This window comes from Nocardia sp. XZ_19_385, assembly GCF_015355755.1.
Lineage (GTDB): Bacteria > Actinomycetota > Actinomycetes > Mycobacteriales > Mycobacteriaceae > Nocardia.
The window spans coordinates 100,209-117,236 of the sequence record NZ_JACVEE010000008.1 but is presented as its reverse complement, the minus strand read 5'-3'; the positions used below and the strand labels follow the sequence as shown (position 1 = coordinate 117,236).

Annotated in this window: 18 protein-coding genes; 4 read left to right on the top strand and 14 right to left on the bottom strand. The window is 67.5% G+C overall.

Going from position 1 to position 17,028, the window contains the following annotated elements:
- Positions 1 to 31 precede the first annotated feature (31 nt).
- From IBX22_RS36275 to IBX22_RS36225, 11 genes are all read right to left on the bottom strand, one after another.
- Entirely contained in the window at positions 32 to 1,159 is a 1,128-nt protein-coding gene (locus tag IBX22_RS36275; protein ID WP_194820356.1) for an AAA family ATPase, read from the bottom strand.
- Between the two features lie 55 nt (positions 1,160 to 1,214).
- Positions 1,215 to 1,751, bottom strand: a complete 537-nt coding sequence (locus IBX22_RS36270; protein ID WP_228540194.1) for a sugar O-acetyltransferase — start codon at positions 1,749 to 1,751, stop codon at positions 1,215 to 1,217.
- Between the two features lie 106 nt (positions 1,752 to 1,857).
- Positions 1,858 to 2,424: an ATP/GTP-binding protein gene (locus tag IBX22_RS36265; protein WP_228540193.1), complete on the bottom strand. Its 567-nt coding sequence runs from the start codon at positions 2,422 to 2,424 to the stop codon at positions 1,858 to 1,860.
- A gap of 28 nt (positions 2,425 to 2,452) precedes the next feature.
- Positions 2,453 to 2,791, bottom strand: coding sequence for a DUF742 domain-containing protein (locus tag IBX22_RS36260; RefSeq protein ID WP_194820354.1), 339 nt, complete (start codon positions 2,789 to 2,791; stop codon positions 2,453 to 2,455).
- The gene (locus IBX22_RS36255) at positions 2,788 to 3,219 is read right to left on the bottom strand and encodes a roadblock/LC7 domain-containing protein (protein WP_194820353.1); all 432 of its coding nucleotides are present in this window, start codon (positions 3,217 to 3,219) and stop codon (positions 2,788 to 2,790) included. The genes IBX22_RS36260 and IBX22_RS36255 overlap by 4 nt, the downstream gene beginning before the upstream one ends.
- A complete protein-coding gene (locus IBX22_RS36250; RefSeq protein ID WP_194820352.1) occupies positions 3,216 to 5,588 on the bottom strand; it encodes a nitrate- and nitrite sensing domain-containing protein in 2,373 nt (790 codons plus the stop codon). The genes IBX22_RS36255 and IBX22_RS36250 overlap by 4 nt, the downstream gene beginning before the upstream one ends.
- Positions 5,589 to 5,890: 302 nt before the next feature.
- Entirely contained in the window at positions 5,891 to 6,919 is a 1,029-nt protein-coding gene (locus IBX22_RS36245) for a hypothetical protein (protein WP_194820351.1), read from the bottom strand.
- Positions 6,920 to 6,952: 33 nt separating this feature from the next.
- Positions 6,953 to 7,459, bottom strand: a complete 507-nt coding sequence (locus IBX22_RS36240) for a hypothetical protein (RefSeq protein WP_194820350.1) — start codon at positions 7,457 to 7,459, stop codon at positions 6,953 to 6,955.
- A gap of 33 nt (positions 7,460 to 7,492) precedes the next feature.
- Entirely contained in the window at positions 7,493 to 8,260 is a 768-nt protein-coding gene (locus IBX22_RS36235; RefSeq protein ID WP_194820349.1) for an alpha/beta hydrolase, read from the bottom strand.
- Positions 8,261 to 8,270: 10 nt separating this feature from the next.
- Positions 8,271 to 8,573 (bottom strand): DUF427 domain-containing protein, encoded by a 303-nt coding sequence (locus IBX22_RS36230; protein ID WP_194820348.1) that lies wholly within the window; start codon positions 8,571 to 8,573, stop codon positions 8,271 to 8,273.
- A gap of 79 nt (positions 8,574 to 8,652) precedes the next feature.
- On the bottom strand, positions 8,653 to 9,126 hold the full coding sequence (locus IBX22_RS36225) for a MarR family winged helix-turn-helix transcriptional regulator (RefSeq protein ID WP_194820347.1): 474 nt from the start codon (positions 9,124 to 9,126) through the stop codon (positions 8,653 to 8,655).
- An 82-nt stretch (positions 9,127 to 9,208) separates the two neighbouring features.
- Between IBX22_RS36225 and IBX22_RS36220 the strand changes: the two genes are divergently transcribed.
- Positions 9,209 to 9,787: a hypothetical protein gene (locus tag IBX22_RS36220; protein WP_194820346.1), complete on the top strand. Its 579-nt coding sequence runs from the start codon at positions 9,209 to 9,211 to the stop codon at positions 9,785 to 9,787.
- Positions 9,788 to 9,859: 72 nt separating this feature from the next.
- Positions 9,860 to 10,570: a cutinase family protein gene (locus tag IBX22_RS36215; protein ID WP_194820345.1), complete on the top strand. Its 711-nt coding sequence runs from the start codon at positions 9,860 to 9,862 to the stop codon at positions 10,568 to 10,570.
- Between the two features lie 154 nt (positions 10,571 to 10,724).
- Here IBX22_RS36215 and pheT read toward each other — a convergent pair whose 3' ends face one another.
- Positions 10,725 to 13,232, bottom strand: coding sequence for a phenylalanine--tRNA ligase subunit beta (gene pheT, locus IBX22_RS36210; protein WP_194820344.1), 2,508 nt, complete (start codon positions 13,230 to 13,232; stop codon positions 10,725 to 10,727).
- Between the two features lie 36 nt (positions 13,233 to 13,268).
- Positions 13,269 to 14,333: a phenylalanine--tRNA ligase subunit alpha gene (pheS, locus tag IBX22_RS36205; RefSeq protein ID WP_194820423.1), complete on the bottom strand. Its 1,065-nt coding sequence runs from the start codon at positions 14,331 to 14,333 to the stop codon at positions 13,269 to 13,271.
- Positions 14,334 to 14,563: 230 nt separating this feature from the next.
- On the opposite strand from pheS, the gene IBX22_RS36200 reads away from it, so the two are divergent.
- Entirely contained in the window at positions 14,564 to 14,920 is a 357-nt protein-coding gene (locus tag IBX22_RS36200; protein ID WP_194820343.1) for a hypothetical protein, read from the top strand.
- Here IBX22_RS36200 and IBX22_RS36195 read toward each other — a convergent pair whose 3' ends face one another.
- Positions 14,921 to 15,481, bottom strand: a complete 561-nt coding sequence (locus tag IBX22_RS36195; RefSeq protein WP_194820342.1) for a TetR/AcrR family transcriptional regulator — start codon at positions 15,479 to 15,481, stop codon at positions 14,921 to 14,923.
- Positions 15,482 to 15,608: 127 nt separating this feature from the next.
- On the opposite strand from IBX22_RS36195, the gene IBX22_RS36190 reads away from it, so the two are divergent.
- On the top strand, positions 15,609 to 17,027 hold the full coding sequence (locus tag IBX22_RS36190; protein ID WP_194820341.1) for an MFS transporter: 1,419 nt from the start codon (positions 15,609 to 15,611) through the stop codon (positions 17,025 to 17,027).
- Position 17,028 lies beyond the last annotated feature (1 nt).

Sequence of the window (17,028 nt, the reverse complement as noted above, 5' to 3'; positions counted from 1 at the left end):
TTTCTCTCTGTCGAACGGGTGGGATATCACGCTAGCGTTTCGGCCAATGCCAGGCGGGGGCATCCAGGATGCCCTGGTCGCGCATGGTGGTCGCGCCGTCCTGCTTGACCAATTCGATGGTGTTGATTTCGTGGCCACTGTTCTCGAGGGCGGAGATCAACGGCTGGGAGTGGGTCACCACGACTACCTGTGTCTTTTCCGCGGCCGACGCGATCAGTTCGCCCAGCGGTTTCAGCAGCTCGGGGTGCAGGCTGGATTCCGGCTCGTTGAGTACCAGGAGTTCGGGTGGCCGGGGTGTCAACAGTGCTGCGACAAGCAGTAGGTAGCGCAGTGTGCCGTCGGACAATTCTGCGGTGCCCAGCGGCCGGTGCAGGCCCGGCTGGTGCAGGAACACCTCGAATCGTCCGTCTTGACTGGCGATTTCGACTTCGCTGCCGGGAAACGCGCGATCGATCGCGTCAACCAGATCCGCTTGGTAACCGATCTCCTCGATGGTGGCCAAGGCCGCGGCGATATCGGCGCCGTCATGTGCGAGAGCCAGTGTGCGGGTGCCGATTTGCGGTGTACGTGCCGGGGCTTCGGAGTCGGTGCGTAGATGGTCGTAGAAGCGCCAGGATCGGATGCGCTCGCGCAACACCAGCAAATCCGGCGCCTGCTGCGGGTCGGCCAATTGAGTGAGCATGCTGTCGAACGGCTTGACCACGTGCGGCACCATGTGCCAGCCGCCGTTGCCGGTCCGCAGCCGGACCACGGGCCCACCTCGGTCGGCCAGAACCGTCGAGGGCCGCAGCACCGGGCCCGCCCAAGCCGCCTCGGCCTTGATCTGCGGGTCGCGATGGAAATACTTCGACTCCCCCGGCTGTGGAATCCCGAGGTCAGCCGCGTAACCGAAGTCGTCGCCGGCGAAACCCACCCGCAGCCGGAGCGGCTCGCCCCTATCGATGCGGCCGGGGCCCGCCCACAACGTGGAATCCAGGCCACCTTCCCGCGCCAGCGCAGCCACCGCGGTATTGCGCGAGAAATCGGCCAGCAACCGAAGCACCCGGTAGAGACTGGATTTTCCACTCCCGTTGGCCCCGGTAACGACGTTCAACTGGCCCAGCGGCACCACCAACCGCCGTAACGACCGATAGTTCTCGACAGCCACCGTTCTCAACACGCCACCAGGCTAACGGCGACCACCGACAGCTGCCGCTACTGCTCGGCAAGCCCGGCTACAGCTCGCGGAGGACGCGGGCCGGGTTGCCTGCCGCGAAAACGCGCGGCGGGAGGTCTCGGGTGACCACGCTGCCTGCGCCGACGACGGTGTTGTCGCCGACCGTGACGCCCGGACAGACGATGACGCCCCCGCCGAACCAGACGTTGTCACCGATGGTGATCGGCGCCGCCGATTCCCAACGCTGCCTGCGCAATTCGTGATCCTGCATGGGATGCAGGGCCGTCAGAAGCTGGCAGCGCGGACCGATCGAGCAATCGTCACCGATGGTGATCTGCGCGCAGTCCAGCAGAATCGCGTCATAGTTGAGGAAACTATTGGCCCCGATCTCGATGAGATACCCATAGTCACACTGGAATCGGGGCATGATCCACGACCCCTCCCCCAACTTCCCGAGCAACTCCCGCAACACCCCATCCCGTCGCTCCGTCTCCTCCGGCCCGGCCCTGTTGAACTCATCGCACAACTGCTGCGCCCGCCGCCGCTCCGCCACCAGCTCCGGATCGCTATCCCTGTACAACTCACCCCGAAGCATTCGCTCCCGCTGCTCACCCACTCCACCAGCCTACGGACACAAGATCAACAGGACCTGAGGGCGGGGCTTCTCGGGAGATGCCGCCCTCAGGTCCTGGTGATCTTGGTCAGCTCACCTGGAGGTGGGGTGCGGCGAGGCGGTGGACGAGGACTTGTTCGAGGAGGGCTACCAGGACGTCGCGGACCGAGTCGCGTTGGCGGGCATCGCATTCCAGGAGCGGGATCAGGTCGTCGAGGCCGAGGGCTTCGCGGACCTCGTCGAGGGCGAAGGCCGGGCCCTGGTCGAAGCGGTTGACCACGACGACGAAGGGGGTGTTGTGCTCTTCGAAGTAGTCGAGGACCGGGTAGCAGTCTTCGATGCGGCCGGTGTCGACGACGATTACCGCGCCGAGGGCGCCGTCGACGAGGTCGTCCCAGAGGAATACGAAGCGGTCCTGGCCGGGGGTGCCGAAGAGATAGAGGATCAGGGACGAGTCCAAGGTGATGCGGCCGAAGTCGAGGGCCACGGTGGTCTGGGTTTTGCCGGCGTGCCGTCCGGGGTCGTCGACGCCGATCGCGACCTCGGTCATGGCGGCCTCGGTGACCAGGGGCTCGATTTCGGAGATGGCGCCGATGAATGTTGTTTTGCCGACGCCGAATCCGCCGCTGACGACGATTTTCACCGAGGAAGCCAGGGGACGTTCCGCGAGTGGGGTGCGAATTTCAGAGTGCCCGAACAAGATCCCTGATCCTCTCGATGGCCGCGGTGGACAGTTCCTGCGCATCGCGCACAGTGACATGGCCCGCGGCGGTCAGATCGCTGACGATGACTTTCGCGACGCCCACCGGAACGCGAAGGGCGGTACCGATTTCGGCGATGGAATGCGGTGCCTGACACAGGTGCACCACCGTGCGCTCCTCGAACCGCAGCGGGGCGGACAGCGCGGCGGGCGGCGCCTGCACCAGGGTTTCGATCCGCAAGCCGTCCACCAGCGGTGTGGTGCGCCCGGCGGTGACGACGAACGGGCGCACGAACGCGTCGTCTCTGTCCGAATCTCTCATCTGCGCAGCGTCTCTCGCAATTGCGAGATGAGCGCCGGATCGAGCAGCGCACCCGCCCGCTCGGCCAGCACCGCCATCTCGTAACCCACCAGCCCGACATCGCATCCGCCATCGGCGATCACGCCGAGACAGCTCCCGTCACCGAGCGCGGACACCAGCAGAAATCCCCGCTGCATCTCGATCATGATCAGCTTCAATCCGTCGAACGCGTAACTGCGCGAGGCACTTCGGGCCAAACTCGACAGACCCGACACCATCGCGGCGAGCCGGTCCGCACCGTTGCGGTCCAGTCCCTCGGACATGGCGATGAGCAGCCCGTCGGAGGACACCGCCACGGTGTCACGCACCCCATCGGTATTGCGGACGAAGTTGGCCAGCAACCAGTTGAAGGTATGCGGATCGGTGGCGGTCGGTAGATGTGTGGTCATTGGCTCTCCTTTACGGCGGCCTCCGAAGGACCACCACGCTGATGTCCGGCCCGGAACGCGGCCAGCATGCCGCGCACCTCCTCGGGGGTCCGCTCCGGCTGCGGGGTGCTCGGCGGCCGCGGGGCGGTAGGGCGCTGCGCCGCAGCCTCGGGCGGCCGAGAACGCTTGGTGCGCTTGACGAGTCCGTTCCGGGTCCGCTGGACACTGTCAGGCTCGTCGGCGGGCGCCGCATGCTTGGGAAGTCGCGTTCCCAGGAGGGCCTCTGGCACGGAAGTCCGTGCTTCCGACGGGTTTCCGTCGGCACCGATATACACCCCGCGGCCCAGCATTGCGGGTTTCGCACTGTTGATTGCGAAGACAGCGGGTTCACTGGTCACTGGTTCGGCGGCTGGGGATTCGTTTCTCGGCACCAGCTGTTGCGCCGCCGCGGCAGGCGATTTGGGCTGAACCTGCTCTCCGCCAAGGAGTTCCGGCGGTAGCAGCAGACGGGCGACGACGCCGCTGACCGGGGAGACGGTGAGTTCCACTTCGATACCGAGGCGGCGAGCCAGGCGGCCGACGACGTAGTGGCCCAGGTAGCGGGTGGGAGTGAGGAGGAAGTCGGTGGCGCCGCGGAGGCGGGAGTTGGCTTCGGCGAGTTGGTCGGCGGGCATGCCGATGCCGTGGTCGACGACGGCGAGAACGTAGCCGGTGGGGATTTTGCGGCCGTAGATTTCGACTTCGAGGTCGGGTGGGGAAAAGGCCAGGCCGTTTTCGATCAGTTCGGCGAGCATGTGCGCCAGTTCGCTGCCGACGGCGCCGGTGACGGCGATGTCGTCGATGCGGCGCAGGGCGACGCGGCGGTAGTCGTCGACTTCGGAGAGGCCGGCGCGGATGACGTCGGTGAGCGGGATGGGTGCGGTCCAGCGGCGGGGGCTGGCCTCGCCGACCAGGACCAGAAGGCTTTCGGCGTTGCGGCGCATGCGGGTGGCGAGATGATCGAGTTCGAAGAGGTTGGACAGGGCCTTGGGGTCCATTTCCTCGCGTTCGAACTCGCTGATCAAACCGAGTTGGCGGCGCACCAGGTTCTGGTTGCGGCGGGCCAGGTTCGCCATGGACTCGGTGCTGTTGCGGCGCAACAGCGCCTGCTGGGACGACAATTCGTAGGCGGTGGTTTGGACTCGGTCCAAAGCATCTGCGACAGCGGCGATTTCGACGCTCGCGCCGGGTGGGGTGCGGACCGGGGCGGGCGGGTCGGGCCGGGAGTCGGCGGTCTGCCAGGCCGCGATGACCTCGGGCAGGCGGCGACTGGCGATGTCGTCGGCCTCGGCGGCGAGGGTGGCCAGTGGACGCACGATGGCGCGCAAACTGGCCAAGACCAGGGCGATTTCGGCGGCCAGCGCGACCAGGGCGAGCAGCACGAACCCGCCCAGCTCTAGCGCCGCGTTGGTACGCAGGCCCTCGGCGCGGTGCCGGACGGCATCGCCGACTGCCTGTTGCACCTCACGCTGTCCGTCGATGACGGCGGTCATCTGCGCCCACCAGGTGTTCGCGTCCACCGATCGGGTCAGCGGACCGGCGCTGGAACCGATCGCGATATTCTCGGATTCGGTTGCCCTGGTGGCATTTTCGCTGCGCATGGCGGCGTCCAGCAGCTCCTGCTGGGCGCTGGTGGCGTCCCGGCCGAACGCCGCGAGACCGGCCAGCTTCGCGGCACGGATATCGAGGAACTGCACATACTCGCCGGGTCCGAACCCGTCGGCGGCGAAGACACCGTTGAGGAACCCGCGTTCCCGCGCCGTCTGCTCCTTCGCTTCGGCGAGCGCGTAGAGCGCCTGCAAACCGTGCCGGACCTCGGCGTCAGCGGCCTGGTCCAAGCCCGGTTCGAGGTGGTTCAGCGCGTTGATGGCATCGGTGTAGAACTGGAACGCCGCCGGGCGCGCGATATGCCTGGCGTCGATGCGGGCGCGGATATCGGCCAGCCCGGAAAGGTGGCCGGCGGCCGGCCGCACCGGCACCACGCCGGGCGCGTTCCCGGCCAGCGCGGAGTCGAGCGTCCGCAGCGCCCGGTCGGTGTTACCGCGCTGTTCGGTGACCGCCTGCTCGAGCAGACCACCGCCCAGCCAGCCATTGCTGAGACCGCGTTCCCGCTGGGTCTCGTGCAGCACGTCCTGCACAGCCAGGGCGAGACCGACCTCGGCGACGGTATCCCCACTGCGCCAATAGGATTGGACTTCCCCGGCGATGGCAAGACCGAGCAGCGCGAAAACCAAGGTCAGCGATACCAGCAGGATTCGTGCCAATTGCCCGCGAATGGTGCGCGGCCGGACCAATCCGGGTGCGACAGCCGTTGCCGCACCGGCTGATTCCGGCTTCGGACGTGTACGCACCACCTTGCTCCTCCATCGCGTAGGCCGTGGCAGCTCCACGGCGAGCGCACGGAAAAGACAGGGAGCAAATTTCCACAACGGGTACCGTGTGTCAACGGCGGAACAGCGCGAAACCGACAATGCCCAGGTATGGATACACGCTGGTAATCAACAATTTTCGTAGTTTCAATCCGCTCACACCGGAGCGCCGGTGACGGTGACGCCGACCCGGTCGGCAGTCCCGAATCAGAACTCCCCGCAAACCGCGGGCATACGTCAAAGCCGGGGCCCGAACTTCGAACCCCGGCTTACGCTGGAACGTATTACTTGGTGACGTCTCCGAGGATGCCCAGCACCACATCAGAGGTATAGAACGGCTCCAGCCGCTCGCGAATCAGCTTGGCCAGCACGCCGTTCGACTTCGCACCCTCGATCACGGCGGGGCCGTAGCGCAGGATCTCCTTGGCGATGTCGTCGCCGGACAAACCGAGCTCGGGGAGCATCGCGGCGAGGGTGTAGTCGCCGTACTTGGTGAAGAACACCTCGACGCACTCGTCGACGAGTTCACCGAAGAATTCCTTCTCCCGGGTGGTCATCGCGATCTCATAGCAGATCAGCACCAGCTCGTTGAGGTCCTTCTGGGACAGGTACTCCCGCAGGCCGCTGACCGGCTCGTCGGCGTGCAGATCCCAGAATTCCATGGCCGCGGAGTGCACGGGCGCGTCGCGCAGCATCTCGCGGATCGCGTTGTTGGTGCGCTTGAGCGCGAACATCGCGCCCTTGCCGGCGAGATCACCGACAAAGGTGCTGTCGGCGACCTTCTTGGCGCGGTTGGCGGCGGACTGGCCCAGCGACATCAGCGAGGAGACGCCCGGAATCTTCTCCGCGCGTTCCCGATTGGTGGCCATGAAGTCGTTGATCAGCTTGTCGACGAACTTGGAGGCGACGGTGGCGACCAGTGGGCTCTCGGTGAGCCGGTCCAGGATCCGCTCCTGCGCCTGGTGCATGCCGAAGATCTTCTCCAGCAACGCTTCCACGGGCTCCCGGTCGACGACCTGGCCGAGGGTGTAGTCGTGATTCTCGGCGATGTTGTCGTAGATCGAATCGGCGAAGACGCCGACCATATCGGCGATGACAGGGCTGCCGCCGATCAGCTCGATGACATTGCGGACGGTTTCCTTGGCGTCGTCGATCTGCACGACATCACGGAAGACGAGGGTGTCGGCGACCCCGAGCACCGCTTCGGTGTCGCGCGCGACGACCTCCGCGAAACGCTCGCCGGTCACCTCGGCGAGCAGGAACTCCACCTGGGCATCGAGTAGTCGTTCGGCGATCTCGCGCGGCTCGCTCATATTCTTCCTTCGTCCGGTATGCCCGGACCAGAATTACGGATTGTCGTTGTCGTGCACCGATTTCCGAATCTGATCCAGACGCTCGCGCGCGGCCTTCTCGCGCGCCTCCCACTGCTCATCGGCGCTGCGGCCCGCCGGGGTCTGCCGGTCGAGTTCGCCCATCCCCTGCGCGGTGCCGAAGCGCTGCTCGACCTTATCGCGAACTGACTCGAAAGTAGGGACTCCACCGCTGGAATATCCGCCCGCGGCGGGCGATGCCGGGATACCGGCGGGGTGTACCGGTACCACCGGTACCGCAGAAGCAGCTCCGACCTGGCCCGATGCCCCACCGCCCGAGGCCTGGTCATGCGTTTGTACCGATTCAGTGGTGGGACTCACATCCCCACCCGGGGCGATATGGCCCACCCCCGCCATTTCGTCGAGGGCGGCGCGCACCGCCCAGAACGCGGGCCGACCGACCGTCGCCGCCTGCAGCACGGTGGTCAATTCCGCGTCCGGCAACGCCGCCAGCCGGGCGGAGATCTCGCTGTACTCAGTCATAAAGCCAGGCTACGCACGCGCGCGGCACCTGGCCTAGCGCTGCAGGACGCCTTTCGACCAGGTGCTGACGAGGTCGATCCACCGCGAACCAGCGGAGAAGATCAGGTCGTTGTGGCCGGCGCCGGCGAAGACTTCCAGTTGCTTCGGCTCCCGGGCGGCGGCGTACAGGCGCTCGGCGTGCCGCAGCGGCAGGAGGTCGTCCTGGTCGCCGTGCGTAATCAGGACGGGAGCTTGGAGTTTCCGGATGCGCCGCAGACTCGGGTACGCATTCGGCACGAACGGCGCGGGCAAGAACGGGTACACCGAGCGGGCGGCGTCGCGGATTCCGGTGAAGGTGGACACCAGGATCAGCCCCGCCGGCGGATGCTCGGTGGCCAGCTCCAGCATCACGCCGCCACCGAGCGACTTGCCAAGGTAGACAATGCGATCCGGATCGACGCCGGGTTGCTCGAGCAGCGCCTGGCGGGCCGCCCGGGCATCGAGGTAGGTGCCGTGTTCGCTCGGACGCCCGGTACTGCGCCCGTATCCGCGGTAGTCGAAGGCGAGGACGTCGAATCCGGCGTCGGTCAGCAGCGCGTAGATCGGCACGCGATCACCGATGTTCCCGGCATTGCCGTGCGCGAACAACACATGCCCGATCGATCGCCGTGCAGGCAGCCACCAGGCGTGGACGGTTTCACCGTCGGCGGTTTCGATCGACAGATCCCGGTACGCCAGCCCGAGCACGTCCGGCGTCTGCAGGATCCGCCGATCCCGCATGTACGTCAGCGCGTTCAGAATGGGGCTCGCCGGATGTCGCATGCCCCTCTTCTTACTCGCCCGCGCCCGCCTCGACCACGTCGACACCCTTCCAGAAAGCGACCCGGTCCCGCACCTGCTCGGCTTCCGGCTTCGGGTCCGGGTAGTACCAGGCGGCATCCCGATTCGTCTCGCCGCCGACGGCCACCGTGTAATACGAGGCCGTGCCCTTCCACGGACAGAACGTGTGGGTGTCGCTGGTTTCGAAGTACTCCTTGTTGACCGACTCCGGCGGAAAGTAGTGATTGCCCTCCACGATCACCGTGTCGGCACTCTCGGCCAGCACCACGCCATTCCAGACAGCTCGCACGCTCATAATCCTCCTCGAGGTCGTCTTCCCACTCAACGCCAACCCAGCACCCCCAATTCCCACCGCCTCAACCATGTGCCACTGGTTATTCGACGCGCATGGCGGCGGTGGTTTGGGGTTTGTTCGCGTAGGTCGAGGCGGCGCCGTCGATGATGCGGAGCAGGGTGCGGCGCAGGCGGGTGACCTCGTCGGCGCCGACGATTTCGTCCAGGTGCTGATCGAAGTGTTCGATCACGGCGACGCCCGCGTCGACGACGGCCCAGCCGCGTTTGGTCAGGCGGACCAGTTTGGCTCGGCGGTCGTCCGGGTCGCCGGTCAGTTCGACGTAGCCCTGCCGGTCCAGGTGCCGGACCAGTTCTCCCATGGCCTGTTTCGTCATTCCGGCCCGGTCCGCCAAGACCGTCAGCCGGGTGCCTGAGGGCTCGATCAGCTGGAACACCGGCGCGTGTGCCGCGCGCACATCCTCGAAGCCCGCGGCTGCGATCCCCGCATCCAGCTCGGCTGCCAGCGTGCGGGCCGCCGCGGACAGCAAGTTCCCCAGCGGTGCGGGGCGATCCACCAACGGATTAGTAAGGCGCTTGACCATAATTCCTTCCACTCCTACTGTTAGTAAGGAACCTTACTACTCGAGAGGCACGAAGATGCGCACAGCCGCAATGGTTCTCACTGGAGTCGCTCTGACGGTGGAACTGATCTGGATCCTGTTCATGCACGGCGCGATCGGGTGGATCACTGCCGTCGCTGTCGCCTGCGTCGCCATCCAACTCGGCACCGCGGCACGGATCCGGGCGATCAACATCGTCGTCCGCACCGCGCTCGGCCTCCTACTCCTGGGTTCGGTGGCCGACCGCTTCGGATTCCTCGGCGCCCCAGGAGATCCCGGCATTTCCTGGGGGTCGTTCGACGCCTTCACCGACTACACCCGTTCCCTGCTACCCACCTTCCTGCACGCGCTCACCTCCCCCGCCGCCGTCACAGCCACCGCACTGGAGGCTGTGCTCGGCCTCGCCCTCGTCGTCGGATTCGCCACGCGGGCAACCGCTTCCGCCACGTCTGCGTTGCTGGCCGCTTTCGCCCTCGCGATGCTCACTTCTGTCGGCTTCGACGACATGAGCGGATACGCCGTCACCGTCCTGGCCACGGGCGCATTGCTGACTGCCACGGCCGCCCGCGACGGCCACCGGGTCTTCGCCTATCGCCGCACACCGGCTCCGGCGTAGGAACGACGGTCGAGCTCGATTCAGGCAGTACAAAGGCTTGAGCCGCAAGACCCTCGCCAATAGGGTCGTGCCATGCGCGGACAGTTGCAGTACCCGATTTCCTTGCGGCGCTTGGCCGGTGTCGCTGTGGCGGCGTTGGCGGTGGCGGGCGTCCCGGCCGCGACTGCCAACGCCGACAACTCCGGCGGCTGCGATGACTTGCGGGTCATCAGCATTCGAGGCACGTTCGAGCCCCAGCTCGGCAGCCTCCTGCTGACCCCATTGGCCATGCGGGTCGCCCAGGAAAACGGCGGCAGGGTAACCGAACTGCCGTACCCCGCGAACCGCGATCCGGACAGCGCCATCAGAGGCGCAGAGAGTCTGACCAACTTGCTGAACACCGCCGCGGCCACCTGCCCCGGGCAGCAGCTGGTCGTCCTGGGCTACTCCCAGGGAGCCCGGGTCGCCGGCGAAGTCCTCAGTTCCCGATTGTCAGACAAGGCAGCGGCCCAGATTTCCGCCGTCGCCCTGTTCGGCAACCCTAATTTCAACAACGCCGAACCCTACAACCGCGGCACCTTCGACCCGGCCCTGACCGGCCTCCAGCCACGCCCCACCGGCGCACTCGCCCAATTCGCCGACCGGCTACGCGATTACTGCTCCGCCGGAGACCTGGTCTGCAACGGCGGCGACCCAGCCGCCGGATTCTCCAACGCCCTCACCTACGGCCACGTCGCATACTTCGTCAACGACACCCGCGACCAAGCCGCAGCCTTCATCCAGGACCGCCTCCGATCCCACTGACCGCGGGTCCACCCCCATCAAGATCACCAGGCAACAGTGGCGGCATTGCGCGAGTAGCTCCGCCACCAGGTCCTGGTGATCTTGATGGGGGTGGCGGGAGAGGCACAAGACCCCTGTGGCGTTGCGCCACAGGGGTCTTGGGGATCTGGATAGGTTAGCCGCGGATGACTGCGCCGACCGAGGCGGCGGCTGCGGCGACGGCGGAGTCGCGGGCGGCGGAGGCTTCGTCTTCGGTGAGGGTGCGGTCGGGGGCCCGGAAGCGGAGGGCGTAGGTGAGGGATTTGCGGCCCTCGCCCGCCTGGGCGCCTTCGTAGACGTCGAAGAGGACGATGTCTTCGAGGAGGTCGCCGCTGCCGGAGCGGAGAGCGGATTCGACCGACGCTGCCGGGACTGTCTTTTCGACGCTGACCGAGACGTCCTGCAGGACCGCCGGGAACGGGTAGACCGTGGGGGCCGGGCGGGTTTCGCGGAGTGGGAGGGCGTCGAGGTCGAGTTCGACGGCGCAGGTGCGCTTCGGCAGGCCGGAGCGTTCCAGGACGGCCGGGTGCAGTTCGCCGGCGTGGCCGACGACCACGCCGTCGACGAGCAGTTCGGCGCAGCGGCCCGGGTGCCATGGGAGGTGGGCGGCGGCGCGGCGCTCGAGGGTGACACCCGCGGCAGCGGCCGCGGCGTCGGCGAGTGCGAACGCGTCGGCGGCTTCGGCCGGGCGGCCCTGGCCCCACGGACCGCGAGGGTCGCGGCGGCCGGTGAGGACGACGGCGATGTGCATCGGCTGATGCGGGAGCGAGTCGTTCAGTTCGGCGATCTGCTCGTCGGTGGGGCGGCGGTCGACCGGGAGGGCGTCGATCGCGCGGGTGTTGTCGCTCGGCTGCACGATCTGGGCCACGGCGTAGATGGCGAGGTCGCGCGCGCCGCGGGAGATGTTGCGTCCCGCCACCTCCAGCAGGCCCGGCAGCAGGGTGGTGGGCAGGTCGGCGCGTTCCACATCGAGCGGGTTGAGCACCTTCATGGTGTTGCGGCGCGGATCGTCGGCATCCAGGCCCCACACGTCGAAGACGTTACTGGACATGAAGACCGGAGACGGGACCTCGACGGCGCCGCTGAACGCCAGCGCCCGGCTGACCGCCCGCAGACGGCGCTGCGCCGCGGTGAGACCACGCCCGGCGGGGGCGGTGGGCAGCACGGACGGGATCTTGTCCAGGCCCTCCAGCCGCAGCACCTCTTCGACCAGGTCGGCGGGCTGGGTGAGGTCGGGCCGCCAGCTCGGCGGGGTGACGACCAGCTGGCCGTGGCCGCCGTCGCTGACGCCCACCTCGACCTGACAGCCGACCTGAGCCAGGCGACGCGCCGAGGTACCGGTCGGGTAGCCGATGCCGGCGGTGCGGTCGGGCAGATCGATGTCCATCCGGATCGGGGCCGCGGCCGGCGCCGGGACCCGCACATCGGTGACCCCGGATTCGACTGTGCCACCGGCGATTTCGACCAGTAAGCTCGCTGCGCGATCGAGCGCGGCGAGGTTCACCTCGGGATCGACGACGCGCTCGAAACGCTTCGCCGCCTCCGAGGGCAGCTTGTGCCGGCGCACGGTGCGAGCGATCGCGACCGGGTTCCAGGTCGCGGCCTCGAGCAGGATGTCGGTGGAGTCGTCGCTCACCTCGGTGGTGGCGCCGCCCATGGTGCCCGCGAGGGAGATCACGCCGGAATTGTCGGCGATCACCACATCTTCGGCGTCGAGTGTGCGCTCGGCGTCGTCGAGGGTGCGCAGCGTCTCGCCCCGGTTGGCGCGGCGAACCACCAAGGTGCCGTTGACCTTCGACGCGTCGAAGGAGTGCAGCGGCTGACCCAGTTCGAGCATCACGTAGTTGGTGACGTCGACGGCCGGGGAGATCGGGCGCACGCCGGCGAGCAGCAGTCGCCGCTGCAGCCACCACGGGCTGATGGCGGCGGGATCGATGCCGGTGACCCGGCGCACCGCGAAACGAGTGCACAGCGACTCCGGCTCGAGCTTGACCGCCCATGCCTCCTCTTGCGAGTCGGGCAGCGTGCGGACCGCCGGATCGGCGTACTCCAGGTCGTAGCCGCAGGCGACCTCGCGTGCCACGCCGCGCATCGAGAACGCGTAACCACGGTCGGGGGTGATGGCCAGCTCGATCACCGAATCACCCAGGCCCAGCAGCTCGTTCGCGTCCGCGCCGGGCTCGGCGGTGCCGGGCCGCAGCACCAGGATGCCGTTGTGTTCCTTGCCGATGCCCAGTTCGGACAGCGAGCAGATCATGCCGTTGGAGGTGTGACCGTAGGTTTTGCGCGAGGAGATCTGGAAGCCACCGGGCAGCACACCGCCGGGCAGCACCACGACCACCAGGTCGCCGACCACGAAGTTGGTCGCACCGCAGACGATCTCCTGCAGGTGATCCGGCTTGCCGATATCGACCTTGCAGAACCGGATCGGCTTCTTGAACTCGGTCAGTTCGGTGATCTCGGCGACCCGGCCGACCACCAGGAACGGCCCCTCGCCGTCACCGCTGATCCGCTCGAGGGTCTGGACCTCCTCGACCTCCAGGCCGACCCGCACGAACGCGGCGTCGAGCTCCTCCGGCGTCACGGCCCACTCGGGGGTGGTGCGCCGCAGGATTTCGGTCAGCCAGGACTGCGCTACTCGCACGGGTTGTTTCGCTTCCTCGATCGGGTGATGGTCAGGTCAGGACTGGATGCCGAAGGGCACGGTGAACCGCACGTCGCCCTCGATGATCTCGCGCATATCGGGCAGGCCGTTGCGGAACTGCAGGGTGCGCTCGATGCCCAGGCCGAAGGCGAAACCGCTGTACACCTCGGGGTCGATGCCGCTGGCGATGAGCACCTTCGGGTTCACCATGCCGCAGCCGCCCCACTCGACCCAGCCGGCGCCGCCCTTCTTATCCGGGAACCAGACGTCCATCTCGGCCGACGGCTCGGTGAACGGGAAGAAGCTCGGCCGCATCCGGATCTTCGACTCGGGACCGAACAGCGCCCGGGCCAGCAGATCCAAGGTGCCCTTCAGATGCGCCATGGTCAGGCCCTTGTCGACGGCCAAGCCTTCGATCTGCGAGAACACCGGCGAATGGGTGGCATCGAGCTCGTCGGTGCGGAAGGTGCGACCGGGGCAGGCCACATAGATCGGCAGCTCGCGCGTCAGCATCGAACGCACCTGCACCGGCGAGGTGTGGGTGCGCAGCACCTGCCGCGAAGTTTCCGGCGCGATATAGAAGGTGTCCTGCATGGCGCGCGCCGGGTGATCCGGCGGGAAGTTCAGCGCGTCGAAGTTGAAGTGCTCGGTCTCGACCTCGGGGCCTTCGGCGATCTCCCAGCCCATGGCGACGAACACGTCGGCGATCTGCTCGGAGAGCACGGTGATCGGATGACGCGCACCCGCGGCGGTGCGGGCGGCGGGCAGCGTGACATCGATCGACTCGGCGACCAGCACCGCGGCGTCGCGCTCGGCCTGCAACTCCTGCTGCCGCGTCTCGAACGCCTGCGACACCCGCTGCCGGGCCACGTTCACTCGCTTGCCCGCGTCGGCCTTCTCCTCCTTGGGGAGGGTGCCCAGGGACCGCTGCGCCAGCGCGATCGGCGACTTGCCGCCCATGTACTCGGTCTTCGCGACCGCGAGCGCGTCCAGGTCGGCAGCAGCCGCGAACGCCTTCTCGGCCTCGGCCGCGGCGGCCGCGAGGGCCTCCTCGGTCAGCGCGGTGCCGGTCTGCTCGACTGCGTCGTTGTCGGCCACGATGGTTCGACTCTCCCCTGGGGATCGGCTGGTAAATAGGATTGCTGCTGGTCGCAATCGTATTCGATGCCCGGTGCGCACTTCATCCGGATTACCGCCCGGCCGCGCCCACCGTGCGCCACCAGTGCGAATTGTCCGAATCCGCCGTGGGCCGGTCGCCCCGGCCGGCTGCTAGGTTCTAATTGGGCGGCAACGGCTTTCGCCGCACCGCGGGCTATCGGTGGAGGAAACACATGGGTATCTGGCTGCGCTCACCCAAACTGGCGGACTCCGAAACGGTGACCTGGAAGCACTTCGCCAACCACTCGCAGTCGCGGAACCGCGCGATCGGCGGGCGGCTCTATCTCACGCAGACGCGACTGCTGTTCGAGCCGAACCAGCTCGACGGGGCCACCGGCGGCCGCTCCTGGCACGCACCGCTGGGCGCGATCCGGGCGGTAGGGGCGCAGGAGGCGGACGGCTCGCTGTTCAACGGCGGGCTGCGCAGGCGGCTGCGGCTGGAGCTGTCGGACGGGTCGGTCGAGTTGTTCGTCGTCAACAAGCTCGACGAGGTGCTCGGCATCCTCGATCAGGCGATCCGGAACGCCTGATCAGCCCGCGTCGGGCGAGGCCTGGATGTCGTCGAAGATCTCGACTGCCCACGGGGCCGCGATGGCGTCGTCGCCGACCACCCGCATCGCGCTCATCACGGTGAGCAGCATGCCGGTGGCGACGAAGCGGCGGGCCTCGGTGACCGAGGCTCCGGTCAGTTCGCGGACCAGGTCGTAGATGCCGCCGAAACCGGCACGGACGGCGTCGCCGATCACCGGGTCGCCGCTGGCGGTGAAGCCGTGCAGCATGCCAAGCGGCGGGTCGCGTTCGTCGAGGAAGGTGTCGTAGGCCTTGCCGAGGGCCAGGATCGCCTCAGCCGGGGTCGCACCGGGGTCGAGGTCGACGACGGCCTCGCGGAAGATTTCCTCGATCCGGCCACAGACCTGCTGGATCACCGCGACGAACAGCTGCTGCTTGGTGCCGAACAGCCGGATCACATACGGCTGCGAGACACCCGCGCGGCGCGCGATCTCGTCGGTTTTCGTTGCGGCATAGCCGGATTCGGCGAAGGCGGAGACAGCGGCGGCGAGCACTTCGGTGCGACGGTCGGTCGCGGTCATACGAGTCCTTGTCGAACTCGGCCTGGTGGAACTCACTGGGCTCCTTTCACGGCGGTGTTGACATGTTATCAGTCGATGCATACTCTTCGATCAGTTAGTTATCAGTCAATTACAAATAAGGCTGGACATGACCGAAACCCTCGCGCCGAAGATCGACTCCACGGACGCGCCACGCCGCCCCCGCCCGATCGCCGCGGTCCTCGCCGCCGTCGGCATCCCGATGTTCATGGTCGTGCTCGACAACCTCGTCGTGACCAACGCGCTGCCGGTGATCCGCACCGAACTCGGCGCCTCGCTGACCGACCTGCAGTGGTTCGTCAACGCCTACACGCTGTCCTTCGCCTCGCTGCTGCTCACCGCCGCCGCCATCGGCGACCGCCTCGGCCGCCGCCGGATCTTCCTGGCGGGCATCGCGCTGTTCACCGTGGCCTCGGCCGCCTGCGCGCTGGCCACCGAACCGTGGATGCTGATCCTGGCCAGGGCAATTCAGGGTGTCGGCGCGGCCGGTGTACTACCGCTGTCGCTGACGCTGCTGTCGGTCGCGGTGCCCGAGCAAATGCGCAGCGCCGCCATCGGCATCTGGGGTGGCATCACCGGACTCGGCATCGCGCTCGGCCCGCTGGTCGGCGGCGCGGTCGTCGAAGGCTTGAACTGGCAATGGATCTTCTGGCTGAACGTGCCGATCGGGATTCTGGCGGTGCCGTTCGTGGCGTGGGCCCTGAACGAATCCTTCGGTGGCGCACGCAAACTCGACCCGCTCGGGCTGGTGCTGTCGGCCGGTGGCGTGCTCGCCGTCGTGTGGGGTGTCATCCACGGCGCCGAGGATGGCTGGACCTCCGCCCAGGTGCTGGGCGCCCTGATCGGCGGCGCGGCCCTGCTGGCCGCGATGATCGTGTGGGAATTGAAGACACCGCACCCGATGCTGCCGCTGCGGTTGTTCCGGTCCCGCGCCTTCCGCGTCGCCAACATCACCGGCTTCGCTTTCTCCGTCGGCGTCTTCGGCACGATCTTCCTGGTCGCGCAGTATTTCCAAGTGGTGCAAGGCTATTCGCCGCTCGAATCGGGCATCCGCACGATGCCGTGGACACTGGCGCCGATGTTCGTCGCTCCGCTCGCGGGCGCCATCGTGGACAAGGTCGGGGCCCGCACCCTGCTGGCGACCGGGCAGTTCATGCTGACCGCGGCGCTGGCCTGGATGGCGCTCATCACCACCGTCGACGTCGGTTACGCCGCGTTCGTGGGGCCGTTCCTGCTCGGCGGTATCGGCATGGGCCTCACCTTCGCTCCGAGCGCCACCGTGGTCATGGCCAGTGCCGGACCCGACGAACAAGCGATGGCGTCGGGCACCAACAGCACTGTGCGCGAGGTCGGCGTCGCGATGGGTGTCGCCATCCTGGCCTCGGTATTCGCCTCCTATGGCTCCTACACCGACCCGCAGGCTTACGTCGATGGGCTGGTCCCGGCCATCTGGGTCGGCGCGGTCATCGTGGCGGTCGGCGCTGTGGTCTCACTGTTCGTTCCGCGGCTGGTCCACGCCGGGCACTGAG

Bases quoted from the DNA above. Each gene is read 5' to 3' on its own strand.
- IBX22_RS36270 (WP_228540194.1), bottom strand. From the start codon at position 1,751: ATGCTTCGGGGTGAGTTGTACAGGGATAGCGATCCGGAGCTGGTGGCG.
- IBX22_RS36260 (WP_194820354.1), bottom strand. From the start codon at position 2,791: ATGAGAGATTCGGACAGAGACGACGCGTTCGTGCGCCCGTTCGTCGTC.
- IBX22_RS36255 (WP_194820353.1), bottom strand. From the start codon at position 3,219: ATGACCACACATCTACCGACCGCCACCGATCCGCATACCTTCAACTGG.
- IBX22_RS36245 (WP_194820351.1), bottom strand. From the start codon at position 6,919: ATGAGCGAGCCGCGCGAGATCGCCGAACGACTACTCGATGCCCAGGTG.
- IBX22_RS36240 (WP_194820350.1), bottom strand. From the start codon at position 7,459: ATGACTGAGTACAGCGAGATCTCCGCCCGGCTGGCGGCGTTGCCGGAC.
- IBX22_RS36235 (WP_194820349.1), bottom strand. From the start codon at position 8,260: ATGCGACATCCGGCGAGCCCCATTCTGAACGCGCTGACGTACATGCGG.
- IBX22_RS36230 (WP_194820348.1), bottom strand. From the start codon at position 8,573: ATGAGCGTGCGAGCTGTCTGGAATGGCGTGGTGCTGGCCGAGAGTGCC.
- IBX22_RS36220 (WP_194820346.1), top strand. From the start codon at position 9,209: ATGCGCACAGCCGCAATGGTTCTCACTGGAGTCGCTCTGACGGTGGAA.
- IBX22_RS36215 (WP_194820345.1), top strand. From the start codon at position 9,860: ATGCGCGGACAGTTGCAGTACCCGATTTCCTTGCGGCGCTTGGCCGGT.
- IBX22_RS36200 (WP_194820343.1), top strand. From the start codon at position 14,564: ATGGGTATCTGGCTGCGCTCACCCAAACTGGCGGACTCCGAAACGGTG.
- IBX22_RS36195 (WP_194820342.1), bottom strand. From the start codon at position 15,481: ATGACCGCGACCGACCGTCGCACCGAAGTGCTCGCCGCCGCTGTCTCC.
- IBX22_RS36190 (WP_194820341.1), top strand. From the start codon at position 15,609: ATGACCGAAACCCTCGCGCCGAAGATCGACTCCACGGACGCGCCACGC.